Annotated in this window: 11 protein-coding genes; 1 reads left to right on the forward strand and 10 read right to left on the reverse strand. The window is 71.7% G+C overall.

Features of this window, described 5'->3' with window-relative positions:
- Nucleotides 1-2 precede the first annotated feature (2 nt).
- From nuoH to OG286_RS17205, 10 genes are all read right to left on the reverse strand, one after another.
- Nucleotides 3-1364 carry an NADH-quinone oxidoreductase subunit NuoH gene (nuoH, locus tag OG286_RS17160; RefSeq protein ID WP_396324538.1) on the reverse strand — a complete coding sequence of 454 codons (1362 nt, stop codon included), beginning with the start codon at nucleotides 1362-1364 and terminating at the stop codon, nucleotides 3-5.
- On the reverse strand, nucleotides 1361-4018 hold the full coding sequence (locus OG286_RS17165) for an NADH-quinone oxidoreductase subunit G (RefSeq protein WP_396324539.1): 2658 nt from the start codon (nucleotides 4016-4018) through the stop codon (nucleotides 1361-1363). Before OG286_RS17165 ends, nuoH begins: the two co-directional genes overlap by 4 nt.
- Nucleotides 4015-5376, reverse strand: coding sequence for an NADH-quinone oxidoreductase subunit NuoF (gene nuoF, locus OG286_RS17170; RefSeq protein ID WP_396324540.1), 1362 nt, complete (start codon nucleotides 5374-5376; stop codon nucleotides 4015-4017). The genes OG286_RS17165 and nuoF overlap by 4 nt, the downstream gene beginning before the upstream one ends.
- Complete coding sequence (gene nuoE, locus OG286_RS17175) at nucleotides 5376-6221, reverse strand: NADH-quinone oxidoreductase subunit NuoE (RefSeq protein WP_405365436.1); 846 nt, start codon at nucleotides 6219-6221, stop codon at nucleotides 5376-5378. Before nuoE ends, nuoF begins: the two co-directional genes overlap by 1 nt.
- The gene (locus tag OG286_RS17180; protein ID WP_396324542.1) at nucleotides 6218-7660 is read right to left on the reverse strand and encodes an NADH-quinone oxidoreductase subunit D; all 1443 of its coding nucleotides are present in this window, start codon (nucleotides 7658-7660) and stop codon (nucleotides 6218-6220) included. The genes nuoE and OG286_RS17180 overlap by 4 nt, the downstream gene beginning before the upstream one ends.
- Complete coding sequence (locus tag OG286_RS17185; protein WP_396324543.1) at nucleotides 7660-8373, reverse strand: NADH-quinone oxidoreductase subunit C; 714 nt, start codon at nucleotides 8371-8373, stop codon at nucleotides 7660-7662. Before OG286_RS17185 ends, OG286_RS17180 begins: the two co-directional genes overlap by 1 nt.
- Nucleotides 8370-8924: a NuoB/complex I 20 kDa subunit family protein gene (locus OG286_RS17190; RefSeq protein WP_396324544.1), complete on the reverse strand. Its 555-nt coding sequence runs from the start codon at nucleotides 8922-8924 to the stop codon at nucleotides 8370-8372. The genes OG286_RS17185 and OG286_RS17190 overlap by 4 nt, the downstream gene beginning before the upstream one ends.
- Nucleotides 8925-9040: 116 nt before the next feature.
- Nucleotides 9041-9400 carry an NADH-quinone oxidoreductase subunit A gene (locus tag OG286_RS17195; RefSeq protein WP_014137597.1) on the reverse strand — a complete coding sequence of 120 codons (360 nt, stop codon included), beginning with the start codon at nucleotides 9398-9400 and terminating at the stop codon, nucleotides 9041-9043.
- A gap of 795 nt (nucleotides 9401-10195) precedes the next feature.
- Nucleotides 10196-10924 carry a response regulator gene (locus OG286_RS17200; RefSeq protein WP_396324545.1) on the reverse strand — a complete coding sequence of 243 codons (729 nt, stop codon included), beginning with the start codon at nucleotides 10922-10924 and terminating at the stop codon, nucleotides 10196-10198.
- Entirely contained in the window at nucleotides 10921-12030 is a 1110-nt protein-coding gene (locus OG286_RS17205) for a sensor histidine kinase (protein ID WP_405365439.1), read from the reverse strand. Before OG286_RS17205 ends, OG286_RS17200 begins: the two co-directional genes overlap by 4 nt.
- Nucleotides 12031-12218: 188 nt before the next feature.
- Here OG286_RS17205 and OG286_RS17210 point away from each other — a divergent pair, with 188 nt between their 5' ends.
- A complete protein-coding gene (locus tag OG286_RS17210; RefSeq protein WP_396324547.1) occupies nucleotides 12219-12884 on the forward strand; it encodes a hypothetical protein in 666 nt (221 codons plus the stop codon).
- The last annotated feature ends 5 nt before the right edge of the window (nucleotides 12885-12889 follow it).

The following is a 12889-nucleotide window of genomic DNA, read 5'->3' on the forward strand; positions in this document are numbered from 1 at the left end:
GTTCAGCTCCCTTCGGAATGGTCGGCCCCGTTGAGGGCGTCCTGGAGTTGCTTCGGGGCGCGGCTGCGCCGGCGCGGGACCGGCGGGAGCTCCTGACCGGGCAGCGGGGGCACCGGGTACCCGCCCGCCATCGGGTCGAACGCTCCCCCGGGCTTCGGCCGGGGGGTGCCCGCACCGCCGGACGGCGCCGCCTCCTCCGGCTCGGGCTTGCGCCTCATGACGTCCCGGGCCAGGGCGAGCAGCAGGATCGCGCCCGCCGGGGCGCCGACGTACAGCACCACCTCGCCGAAGTCGTAGCCCTCGTTCCTCAGCGCCCGGACGCTGGCCACCATGACCAGCCAGACCAGCGAGACCGGGATCAGGACCTTCCAGCCCAGCTTCATGAACTGGTCGTAGCGGAGCCGGGGAAGGGTGCCGCGCAGCCAGATGAAGAAGAACAGCAGCAGCTGGATCTTGAGCGTGATCCAGAGCATCGGCCACCAGCCGTGGTTGGCCCCCTCCCAGAAGGTGGAGACCGGCCAGGGCGCGCGCCAGCCGCCCAGGAAGAGGGTGGACGCGACCGCCGAGACGGTGACCATGTTGACGTACTCGGCCAGCATGAACATCGCGAACTTCAGCGAGGAGTACTCGGTGTTGAAGCCGCCGACCAGCTCGCCCTCGGCCTCCGGGAGGTCGAACGGTGCCCGGTTGGTCTCGCCCACCATCGCGATGATGTAGACGATGAAGGAGACCGGCAGCAGCACCGCGAACCAGGTCGGCTGCTGCGAGGCGACGATCTCCGAGGTGGACATCGAGCCCGAGTAGATGAACACGGCCGCGAAGGAGAGGCCCATCGCGATCTCGTAGCTGATCATCTGGGCCGACGAGCGGATCCCTCCGAGCAGCGGGTACGTCGAGCCGGACGACCAGCCGGCCAGCACGATGCCGTAGATGCCGACCGAGGCGGTCGCCAGGATGTAGAGCAGCGCCACCGGGAAGTCGGTCAGCTGGAGCGGCGTCCGGGTACCGAAGATCGACACCTCGTCGCCGGCCGGGCCGAAGGGGATCACCGCGAAGGCCATGAACGCGGGGATGGCGCAGACGATCGGGGCCAGGATGTAGACCGCCTTGTCGGCGCTCGTGACCACCAGGTCTTCCTTGAGCGCCAGCTTCACGCCGTCGGCGAGCGACTGCAGCATGCCCCAGGGGCCGTGCCGGTTGGGGCCGATGCGCAGCTGCATCCAGGCCACGACCTTGCGCTCCCAGACGATCGCGATCAGGACCGTGCCGACCAGGAAGGCGAAGCAGAAGACCGCCTTGAGCAGCACCAGCCACCAGGGGTCGCGGCCGAAGAAGCCCAGGGTCTCGTACGCGGCGAGGTTCACTGCTCCTCCTCCGTGGTCGTGGCGGACTTGGCGCCGGGGGTGGCCTCGGCGGACTCGGTGGTCGCGGTGAGGGGCTCGGTGGTCGCGACGGTCGCGGCGGTCGCGGTGACGGCCTCGGTGATGGTGTCGGCCGCGATGGTGACCAGGTGGCCGACGGTGGTGCCGAGGGCCCGGTAGGCCCCGCCCGGGGAGGAGTTGAGCGGGATCCAGACCGTGCGGTCCGGGATGTCCTTGGTGATCTCCAGCGGAAGCGTCAGCGAACCGGCCGGGCCGGTCAGCCGCAGTGCGGCGGTGCCGGTCCGGGTGGTGCCGGTGTGGGCCGTGCCGGTGTGGGCCGTGCCCGTCGCGGCGGTGCCGACCTCGGCGGCGCTGACCAGGCCGGCGCCGATCTCCTCGGCGGTGGCCGGGGAGATCCGGGCGACCGCCCGGTGCCGGGTGCCGGCGAGGTGCGGGTCGCCCTGCTGGAGCGTGCCGTTGTCCAGCAGCTGGCGCCAACCCGCCAGCACCGCCTGGCCGGTGGCCGGCCGTGGCAGCAGCCCGGGGTGGGTGGCCGGGCCGGTGGACCGGTCCCCGGCCCACGGCGCGAACCGGTCCAGCTCCAGCCGGACGGCCCGGACGTCGGCCAGCCCGAGCCGGTGCCCCAGCGCGTCGGCCAGCATGTTCAGCACCCGGGAGTCCGCGTGGAGGTGACGGCCCATCTGCTGGTCGGGCTTGAGCGCGGCCTCGAACATCCGCACCCGCCCCTCCCAGTCCAGGAAGGTGCCGGCCTTCTCGGCCACCGCGGCGACCGGCAGCACCACGTCGGCCCGGGCGGTGACGGCGGACGGGCGCAGCTCCAGCGAGACCACGAACGGCACCGCGGCCAACGCCTCCTCGGCGAGCGCCGGGTCCGGCAGGTCGTCCGGGTCGACGCCGCCGATCAGCAGCGCGTCCAGATCACCCGCGGCGGCGGCCGCGAGGATCTGGTCGGTGTCCCGGCCGAGACGGGCCGGGAGTTCGGCCACGCCCCAGGCGGCGGCGGCCTCGGCCCGGGCGGCCGGCGCGGAGACCGGACGGCCGCCGGGCAGCAGCCCGGGCAGCGCGCCGGCCTCGACCGCGCCGCGCTCACCGGCCCGGCGCGGGACCCAGGCGAGCCGGGCACCGGTGGCGTGGGCCAGCCGCAGCGCGGCGGTGAGTGCGCCGGGGGCCGCGGCCAACCGCTCACCGGCGAGGATGACGGCGCCGGGGCTCCGCAGCATTTCGGCGGCGCGGCCGGCGTCGTCGTTCAGCGGCTCCTCGGCGGCGAGGGCCGCCAGCCACTCGGCCTCGGTGCCCGGGGCGGCGGGCAGCAGCGCCCCGCGCAGCTTGGTCAGCCCCCGGGAGCCGTAGGCGGCGATCGAGTACACCTTGAGGCCGGCGGCGCGGGTGGCCTTGCGCAGCCGCAGGAAGACGATCGGCGACTCCTCCTCGGGCTCGAAGCCCGCGAGCAGGACGGCCGGAGCGCTCTCCAGCTCCTGGTAGGTGACGCCGGTGCCGTCGAGGTCCGTGCCGCGGCCGGCGACGGCGGCGGCGAGGAAGTCCGCCTCCTCGCCGCTGTGCGGGCGGGAGCGGAAGTCCACATCGTTGGTGCCGAGCACCACCCGGGCGAACTTGGCGTAGGCGTAGGCGTCCTCGACGGTGACCCGGCCGCCGGTGAGGACGCCGGTGCGGGCACCGCGCAGACCCTCGGCGGCCCGGGCCAGTGCCTCCGGCCAGGAGGCGGGGGTCAGTTCACCGGTGCCGGCGTCGCGGACGAGCGGTGTGGTGAGCCGGTCGCGCTGCTGGGCGTAGCGGAAGGCGAACCGGCCCTTGTCGCAGTTCCACTCCTCGTTGACCTCCGGGTCCTCCCCCGCCAGTCGGCGCAGCACCTTGCCGCGTCGGTGGTCGGTGCGCTGGGCGCAGCCGGACGAGCAGTGCTCGCAGACGCTCGGCGAGGAGACGAGGTCGAACGGGCGGGAGCGGAAACGGTAAGCCGCCGAGGTGAGCGCACCGACCGGGCAGATCTGGATGGTGTTGCCGGAGAAATACGAGTCGAGCGGCTCGGCGTCGCCGATACCGACCTGCTGGAGGGCACCGCGCTCGACCAGGTCGATGAACGGGTCCCCGGCGATCTGCTGCGAGAAACGGGTGCAGCGGGCGCAGAGCACACAGCGTTCGCGGTCCAGCAGCACCTGGGTGCTGAGCGGGATCGGCTTCTCGTAGGTGCGCTTCATCCCCTCGAAGCGGGAGTCGGTGTCGCCGGTGGACATCGCCTGGTTCTGCAGCGGGCACTCGCCGCCCTTGTCGCAGACCGGGCAGTCCAGCGGGTGGTTGATCAGCAGCAGCTCCATCACGCCGCGCTGCGCCTTCTCGGCCACCGGTGAGCTGACCTGCGTCCGGACCACCATGCCCTCGGCCACCGGAATGGTGCACGAGGCGACCGGCTTGCGCTGGCCCTCGATCTCGACGATGCACTGCCGGCAGGCGCCGGCCGGATCGAGCAGCGGGTGGTCGCAGAAGCGCGGGATCTGGGTGCCGATCTGCTCGGCGGCCCGGATCACCAACGTCCCCTTGGGGACCTGCACTTCGACGCCGTCGATGGTGAGCGTGACCAGTTCGACCGCGGCCTTGGAGGTGGATGGCTCTGTGATCGTCACGCGTGCACCTCCCTTTCGGTGGCGGACTGGTGGCCGGGGCGGGGGCCGTCGGCCCAGACGGTGGAGGCGGCCGGGTCGAACGGGCAGCGGCGCTCGGCGAGGTGCTGCTCGTACTCGGCCCGGAAGTGCTGGAGCGAGGAGACGATCGGGCTGGCCGCGCCGTCGCCCAGGGCGCAGAAGGACTTGCCGTTGATGTTGTCGGCGATGTCGAGCAGCTTCTCCAGATCGCCGTCGACGCCCTCGCCGGCCTCGATCCGCTTGAGCAGTTGGACCAGCCAGTAGGTGCCCTCGCGGCACGGGGTGCACTTGCCGCAGGACTCGTGGGCGTAGAACTCCGTCCAGCGGGTCACGGCCCGGACCACGCAGGTGGTCTCGTCGAAGATCTGCAACGCCTTGGTGCCGAGCATCGAGCCGGCCGCGCCGACGCCCTCGTAGTCGAGCGGGACGTCGAGGTGCTCATCGGTGAACATCGGGGTGGACGAGCCGCCCGGGGTCCAGAACTTGAGCCGGTGCCCGGCCCGGACACCGCCGCTGATGTCCAGCAGCTGGCGCAGGGTGATGCCGAGCGGGGCCTCGTACTGGCCGGGGTTGGTGACGTGGCCGGAGAGCGAGTAGAGCGTGAAGCCGGGGGACTTCTCGGTGCCCAGGCCCTTGAACCACTCCTTGCCCTTGGCCAGGATCGGCGGCACCGAGGCGATCGACTCGACGTTGTTGACGACCGTCGGGCAGGCGTAGAGGCCGGCGATGGCCGGGAACGGCGGGCGCAGCCGCGGCTGGCCGCGGCGCCCCTCCAGTGAGTCCAGGAGAGCCGTCTCCTCGCCGCAGATGTACGCGCCGGCGCCGGCGTGCACGGTGATGTCGAGGTTGATGCCGGAGCCCTGGATGTCCTTGCCGAGCAGCCCCGCCTCATACGCCTCGGCCACCGCGGCATGGAGCCGGCGCAGCACCGGGACGACCTCGCCGCGCAGGTAGATGAACGCGTGGTCGCAGCGGATCGCGTAGGACGCGATGATCATGCCCTCGATCAGCGAGTGCGGGTTGGCGAACAGCAGCGGGATGTCCTTGCAGGTGCCCGGCTCGGACTCGTCCGCGTTCACCACCAGGTAGTGCGGCTTGCCGTCGTTCTGCGGGATGAACTGCCACTTCATGCCGGTGGGGAAGCCGGCGCCGCCGCGGCCGCGCAGGCCGGCGTCCTTGACCAGGGCGATCACGTCGTCCGGGGGCATCGCGAGGGCCGCCTTCAGGCCCTCGTATCCGGAGTGGCGGCGGTAGGTGGCGAGCGTCCAGGGGCGGCTATCGTCCCAGGAGGCGGAGAGCACGGGGGTGAGCAGCTTCTCGGCCGGCTCGGCGGAGGTCATCACGCTTCGGTCCCTTCGTGGCCGGTGCCCTCGCGGTTGGTGCCCTCGCGGTTGGTGCTGTCGCGGCCGGTGCCCTCGCGGTCGGTGCCGTCGGGGCGGGTGCCGTCGGGGCGGGCTCCCTCGTGGCGGGGCGAGACCACCTTGGCGCCGGCCGTTCCGGGCAGGGCCTCGCCCCTGGCCAGGCGCAGGCCTGCGAGCGAGGGCGCACCGCCCGCCCCGGACTCGTCGACGGCACCGGGGCGCTCGTCCGGGAAGCCGGCCAGGATCCGGGCCGACTCCTTGAAGCTGCAGAGCCTGGCGCCACGGGTGGGCCGGACGTCCTCGCCCGCCCTCAGGTCGTCGACCAACTGCCGGGCGCTCTCCGGGGTCTGGTCGTCGAAGAACTCCCAGTTGACCATCACCACGGGGGCGTAGTCGCAGGCGGCGTTGCACTCGATGTGCTCGATCGAGATCTCGCCGTCCTCGGTGGTCTCGTTGTTGCGGATCCCGAGGTGCTGCTGGAGCTCGTCGAAGATCTGGTCCCCGCCGAGCACCGCGCACAGGGTGTTGGTGCAGACCCCGACGTGGTACTTCCCGGCCGGCCGGCGCCGGTACATGGTGTAGAAGGTGGCGACGGCGGTGACCTCCGCCGTGGTGAGGTCCAGTTGCTCGGCGCAGAAGCGGATGCCGGTCGCGCTGACGAAACCGTCCTCCGCCTGTACCAGGTGCAGCAGCGGCAGCAGGGCGGACCGGGCCACCGGGTAGCGGCCGATCAGCTCCGCGGCGTCGGCGGCGAGGCGGGCGTGCACCTCCTCGGGGTACGGCTTGGCCGGCAGTGCCGGCAGTCCGAGTTCCACATTGCTCACCGGTCCACGCCTCCCATCACCGGGTCGATCCCGGCCACCGCGACGATCACGTCGGCGACCTGGCCGCCCTCGCACATCGCCGCCATCGTCTGCAGATTGGTGAACGACGGATCCCGGAAGTGGACCCGGTAGGGGCGCGTCCCGCCGTCGCTGACCACGTGCACGCCCAGCTCGCCCTTGGGTGACTCGACCGCCGCGTACGCCTGGCCGACCGGGACCCTGAAGCCCTCGGTGACCAGCTTGAAGTGGTGGATCAGGGCCTCCATCGAGGTGCCCATGATCTTGCGGATGTGGTCGAGCGAGTTGCCCATCCCGTCCGGGCCGACGGCCAGTTGGGCCGGCCAGGCGATCTTCTTGTCGGCCACCATGACCGGGCCGGGGCGGAGCCGGTCCAGGCACTGCTCGACGATCCGCAGCGACTGGCGCATCTCCTCCAGCCGGATCAGGAAGCGCCCGTAGGAGTCGGCGCTCTCCGCGATCGCGACCTCGAAGTCGTAGTCCTCGTAGCCGCAGTACGGGTCGGTCTTGCGCAGGTCGTGCGGCAGGCCGGTGGCGCGCAGGATCGGGCCGGTGGCGCCGAGGGCCAGGCAGCCGGGCAGGTCGAGGAAGCCGACGTCGACCAGGCGGGCCTTGAACACCGGGTTTCCGGTGGCCAGTTTGTCGTACTCGTGCATCCGGGAGCGGAGCGTCTTGACCGCCTCGCGGATCTGGTCGACGGCCCCGGGCGGGAGGTCCTGGGCGAGGCCGCCGGGGCGGACGTAGGCGTGGTTCATCCGCAGGCCGGTGACCAGCTCGAAGATGTCCAGGATGAGCTCGCGGTCGCGGAAACCGTAGATCATCAGAGTGGTGGAGCCGATCTCCATACCGCCGGTGGCCAGGCAGACCAGGTGCGAGGAGATCCGGTTGAGCTCCATCATCAGGACGCGGATGACGCTGGCCCGGTCCGGGACGTCATCGGTGATGCCCAGCAGCTTCTCGACCGCCAGGCAGTAGGCGGTCTCGTTGAACAGCGGGGTCAGGTAGTCCATCCGCGTCACGAAGGTGGTGCCCTGGACCCAGCTGCGGAACTCCATGTTCTTCTCGATGCCGGTGTGGAGGTAGCCGATGCCGCAGCGGGCCTCCTTCACCGTCTCGCCGTCGATCTCCAGGATCAGCCGCAACACGCCGTGGGTGGACGGGTGCTGGGGGCCCATGTTGACGATGATGCGCTCGTCGTCGGCCCGGCCGACCGCCTCGACCACCTCGCCCCAGTCGCCACCGGTGACGGTGAAGACACGGCCCTCGGTGGTCTCGCGGGCTGCCGCGGTCTCCGCTGCCGCCGCGGCCTCCTCGGCCGATGCTCCGGCAGCCGCTCCCTCGGGCGATGCCCCGGCCGACGCTCCGGCCGACGCGCCGGCCCCGGCCGCTCCGTCGGCCTTCTCGTAGTGCTGAGTACTCATCAGCTGTACGACCTCCGCTGGTCGGGTGCCGGGATCTGGGCGCCCTTGTACTCGACGGGGATGCCGCCGAGCGGGTAGTCCTTGCGCTGCGGGTGGCCCAGCCAGTCGTCCGGCATCATGATCCGGGTGAGCGCGGGGTGGCCGTCGAAGACCAGGCCGAAGAAGTCGTAGACCTCGCGCTCGTGCCAGTCGTTGGTCGGGTAGACGCTGACCACGGACGGGATGCGCGGGTCGGCGTCCGGCGCAGTCACCTCCAGCCGGATCAGCCGGCCGTGGGTGATCGAGCGCAGGTGGTAGACCGCGTGCAGCTCGCGGCCCTGGTCGCCCGGGTAGTGGACGCCGCTCACCCCGAGGCAGAGCTCGAAACGGAGCGCGGGGTCGTCGCGCAGGGTTCGGACGGTCTTCAGCAGGTGCTCGCGGGCGACGTGGAACGTCAGCTCGGCGCGGTCGACGACGGTCTTCTCGATCACGTCCGCCGGGTCGAGGCCCTGCTCCTCCAGTGCGCCCTCCAACTCGTCGGCGACCTCGTCGAACCAGCCCCCGTAAGGGCGTCGGCTCGCGGGCGGCAGGGCGATCGGGGCGGCGAGGCCGCCGAAGCCGGAGGTGTCACCACTGCCCTTGGCACCGAACATGCCCTGGCGCCGGCCGACCACCTCGACCGGGATCTCGCGGTGCGGCTGCTCCCGGCGGGTCTCGGGTACCTGGTCGTTCATCGCAGTTGCCCCCGCATCTCGCTCACCGGGGTGGCCTTCAGGGCCAGCGCCTCGCCCAACTCCTCGGCCCGGCGGCGGTTCACGCCCAGCCGCTCGTGCTGGATCTTGTCGTGCAGCTTCAGGATCGCGTCCATCAGCATTTCCGGGCGGGGCGGGCAACCGGGCAGGTAGATGTCCACCGGGACGATGTGGTCGACGCCCTGCACGATCGCGTAGTTGTTGAACATCCCGCCCGAGGAGGCGCAGACACCCATCGAGATGACCCACTTGGGGTTGGCCATCTGGTCGTACACCTGGCGCAGCACCGGGGCCATCTTCTGGCTCACCCGCCCCGCCACGATCATCAGATCGGCCTGTCGGGGGGAGCCCCGGAAGACCTCCATGCCGAACCGGGCCAGGTCGTAGCGGCCGGCTCCGGTGGTCATCATCTCGATCGCGCAGCAGGCCAGTCCGAAGGTGGCCGGGAAGAGCGACGCCTTGCGCACCCAGCCCGCGGCCGTCTCCACACTCGTGAGCAGAAAGCCGCTCGGCAGCTTCTCCTCGATTCCCATCAGATCCCTCTCAATGCCCTCGGTGCCCTCAAGTCCTGTGGTTGGTCCGCTCGTTCGGGTCGCTGCACCCGGCCGGGCTTGTCCGCCCGTTCACAAAGTCAGCGGCCGCCCCGCACTCAGTCCCACTCCAGGCCGCCGCGGCGCCAGACATAGGCGTAGGCGACGAAGACGGTGGCGATGAACAGGAGCATCTCGACCAGCCCGAAGATCCCCAGGGCGTCGAAGCTGACCGCCCACGGATAGAGGAAGACGATCTCGATGTCGAAGACGATGAAGAGCATCGCCGTCAGGTAGTACTTGATCGGGAACCGACCGCCGCCCACGGGCTGCGGGGTCGGCTCGATGCCGCACTCGTACGCCTCCAACTTGGCCCGGTTGTAGCGCTTCGGGCCGGTCAGTGAGGCCATCACGACGGAGCCGACCGCGAACGCCGCCGCGATGGCACCGAGTACGAGGATCGGCGCGTAGGCATTCATAGCCCCCGCTCCCTCCGTCCAGTCGTCCTTGACTGCAGATCGGAACCGACGGGTCACGCTGTGGTGGACCCGCGTTCCAGTTCCCGAGATCCACCTCATGTGAGGCAGTTCACAAAGCCTGGAACGAGCGCATCCTATGCCCGTCGGCTTGTGATCTGCGACACGCAGTTCACGACGATCTTTGTGATCTACGCCACCCCTGGAATGGTGGCGAAAGCGAACATGCCCAGAGTTGTCAACGCAAAGAAGTCAAATGGTCACAACCAGTCGCATTTACCTGCGAAGCGGCTGGTCAGGGCTGCGCTTCTATATCAACTATGCTCCGCCCAGAGCAAATTTCTGGGCGCCAGGTTGACGTGTTATAGAGGCTCACTCGCAGGGGTGGCAGGTCTCCGAACGCCCGCTTGACCCTTCGTTCACAAGCGCGCGAGCGGGGCGGCGGGGCGGGGCGGGACGGCGGGGCGGCGGGGCGGGACGGGTGGGGCGGGGGCGGGGGCGGGGGCGGGGGCGGGGGCGGGGCGAGCGGATGGGTCGAACGACCGGGCCGGGCAGGGGTGACGTGGGGGCGGGGCTGGGCAGGGGCGGCGGTGACCACGCGGTCCGCCCACGGGGCCGGGGGCAGGGGCCGGGCAGGGGTGGGGGTCGGGCAGGGGTGGGGGTCGGGCAGGGGTGGGGCCGGGCAGGGGTGGGGGGGGCGGATCCCGCACAGGGGTGGGGCTGGGAACCGCCGCCGGTTAGGGGCGGGGCGCAGGGCAGGGCGCGGCGGGGCAGGGCAGGGCGGGCAGGGCTAGGTGCTCAGGAACCGGTCTCCCAGACCCAGGCGGCGATACCGACGCGGTTCCGGGCGCCGATCTTGCGCTGGATCGTGGCGAGGTGGTTCTTCACCGTCCCGGCGGCGATGAACAGTTGCGAGCCGATCTCCGCATTGGTCGCCCCGCCGGCGACGAGCTGGGCGATCTCCGTCTCCCTCGCGGTGAGCTCTTCGATGAATTCCGGACGCTGGCGCTCCGGCCCGCCCTGCAGCTCGTTCCTCCCCTGCCTCTCCTTCCTCCCTTTCCTCCCCTGTTCCTGTCGCCCCTGCTCCTGGTGGTCCCGCTCCTGCTCCTGCCCCCGGTCCGACAGCTGCTGCAGCAGGCGGACGGTGACCTGCGGACTGATCAACGCATCCCCGGCGACCGCGGCCCGGACCGCCTCGGCCAGCAGCGCCGGGCCCGAACGCTTCAGCAGGAATCCGGCCGCGCCGGCCCGGATCGCCGTGTGCACGTACTCGTCCAGGTCGAAGGTGGTCACCACAACCACCCGAAACTCCCGGCCCAGCTGCCGGGTCAGCTCCAGACCGTCCAGTCGGGGCATCCGGATGTCCGCGAGGATCACGTCCGGCCGCAGCCGGTGGGCGGCCTCCACCGCCAGTGCGCCGTCCTCGGCCTCACCCACCACCTCGATGTCCGGCTGAGCGTCCAGAATGATCCGGTACGCGCTGCGGATCGCCTCGTCGTCGTCGGCGAGGAGGACTCGGATGCTCATCGGCCCTCCAAGGGCATCGTCGCGGTGACTCGCCAACCGCCAGCCTTCTCCCGCCCGGAGGCGAGCGTCCCGCCCAGCGCCTCCACCCTGGCCGCCAGCCCGGCCAGTCCGCTGCCGCCCCGAACGGCCCCTCCACGACCGTCCTCTCCACGGCGGGCCTCTCCCAGGCGCGCCCCGGACGCATGTGGGCCCCCGCCGTCGTCCCGCACCATGACCTCCAGCCTCCGGCCCTCGCGCCGCACCCGGACATCCACCACACGTGCCGCGGGTGCGTGACGGCGGACGTTGGTCAGCGCCTCGACCACGATCCGGTACGCCGTCGCCGCCATCTCCCGCGGTACGCCGGCCTGCACCTCCGGGGCGTCCAACCGGACGGTGACACCGCCTGACTCCGCGAACCGATCGGTGAGGGCGGTGAGTTCGGCCAGGCCCGGCTGCGGCCCCCGCTCCGGACCGTCCGTCTCCCCGCTGCGCAGCAGGTGAACGGTCCGGTCCAGCGAGGCCAGCGCCAGCTGCCCGGCCTTCTCTATCCGCTCGAACAGCTCCGCCGCCCGGGCCGGATCGGAGGCGGCCAGCACCATGCCCGCCTGCGCCTGGGCAACCATGCCGCTGACATCGTGCGCGACGAAGTCGTGCAGGTCGTGGGCGAGTTCGAGCCGCTGGGCGCGACGGGCCGCCGTCACCGAGCGGCGCCTCTTCTCGTCCAGCCCGCGCAGATACAGACCGGCCAGCACCGCCGGCAGCGCGAAGACCGAACCGAACCCGAAGAGGGTCAGCGCATCCCCCGGCCCGACGATCGCCTCGAACCGGGACGGCCAGAGCGCCGCCGCACCGCCGATCGTCCAGGCCACGACTGCCGACCGCCGCCCGTCCTCGGCGCGCAGCGCCAGCACCAACAGGAGCAGGAGGGAGGCGAGCTCGAACAGGCCGATCACGCCGGGCCAGCGTTGTGACTCGCCCCATCGACCGGCCGCCCAGACGCCGACCGTGGCCGCCACCGAGACCGCGCCGGCCGCACCAGCCACGACCACCACCCCGCACCGGGCCCGCACCGCCCATCCGAGCAGCACGGCCACTGGTGCTGCCAACGACAGGATCTGACTCATAGTCGCCTCCTTCCGGCGGTAAGCCTACGGACCTCAGCACCCCGCCGCCTGTGCCGATCGGCATATTCGCGCACACCTTCTGAGCGGCGAGAACAGCCCGATCGGCATCTGCCGCAGACCGCAGCCGACCGCCAGGCTTGACCCATCGGATCGGCCGGTGGGGCCGGGCGAGAGGGGAGTCCACATCCATGAGCAGCGTCACCAACACCACGACCACGGTCACATCCAGGGCGAGGAACGGGAACACGGCCGGCACAGGCACAGGCACAGGCGCCGGCTCCGGCACCACGACCGGGGCGGCCCCGACGTCCCTCGACACCGGTGGTTCCCGGCCGGCCGGCACCGCCGCGCCCGTCCCGCGCTGGGCCGAGCTGGCGGCCAAGGCCACCGTCTGGACCACCGTGCCCTCCGGGCTCTGGCGGATCGCGTTCGGCCTCGGCGTCCCGGTCGGCTTCAGCGGGGAGTTCGCCGCGCTGGCCGACCGGCACAACCCCGGCTGGGGCACGGCGTACGTCCTGGTGCTGAGCGCCCTGGCCGAGCTGCTTGCCTTCCTCACCGTCGGCCTGGTCCGCCCCTGGGGCGAGGTGGTGCCCGGCTGGATCCCGCTGATAGGCGGCCGTACGGTCCGACCGCTCGCCGCGATCGTCCCGGCCGCCCTCGGCTCCGCGGTCCTGACCTGGCTCGGCATGACGGCCCTGTTCGGCGGCTGGAGCAGCAACATGAGCTCGCCCGACGCCCCGCACGGCTCGGCCGGCCTCGTCATGACCCTCTGCTACCTGCCGCTGGTCGCCTGGGGTCCGCTTCTCGCGCTCGTCACGTTCGCCTACGCCCGCCGCACTCTGGGGCGTCGATGACGAGG

Source organism: Kitasatospora sp. NBC_00039 (genome assembly GCF_045160625.1).
In the GTDB taxonomy this organism is placed as follows: Bacteria; Actinomycetota; Actinomycetes; order Streptomycetales; family Streptomycetaceae; genus Kitasatospora.

Coding starts and splice junctions, on each gene's coding strand:
- OG286_RS17180 (WP_396324542.1), bottom strand. CDS start 7,660: ATGAGTACTCAGCACTACGAGAAGGCCGACGGAGCGGCCGGGGCCGGC.
- OG286_RS17200 (WP_396324545.1), bottom strand. CDS start 10,924: ATGAGCATCCGAGTCCTCCTCGCCGACGACGACGAGGCGATCCGCAGC.
- OG286_RS17190 (WP_396324544.1), bottom strand. CDS start 8,924: ATGGGAATCGAGGAGAAGCTGCCGAGCGGCTTTCTGCTCACGAGTGTG.
- OG286_RS17185 (WP_396324543.1), bottom strand. CDS start 8,373: ATGAACGACCAGGTACCCGAGACCCGCCGGGAGCAGCCGCACCGCGAG.
- OG286_RS17195 (WP_014137597.1), bottom strand. CDS start 9,400: ATGAATGCCTACGCGCCGATCCTCGTACTCGGTGCCATCGCGGCGGCG.
- nuoF (WP_396324540.1), bottom strand. CDS start 5,376: ATGACCTCCGCCGAGCCGGCCGAGAAGCTGCTCACCCCCGTGCTCTCC.
- OG286_RS17210 (WP_396324547.1), top strand. CDS start 12,219: ATGAGCAGCGTCACCAACACCACGACCACGGTCACATCCAGGGCGAGG.
- OG286_RS17205 (WP_405365439.1), bottom strand. CDS start 12,030: ATGAGTCAGATCCTGTCGTTGGCAGCACCAGTGGCCGTGCTGCTCGGA.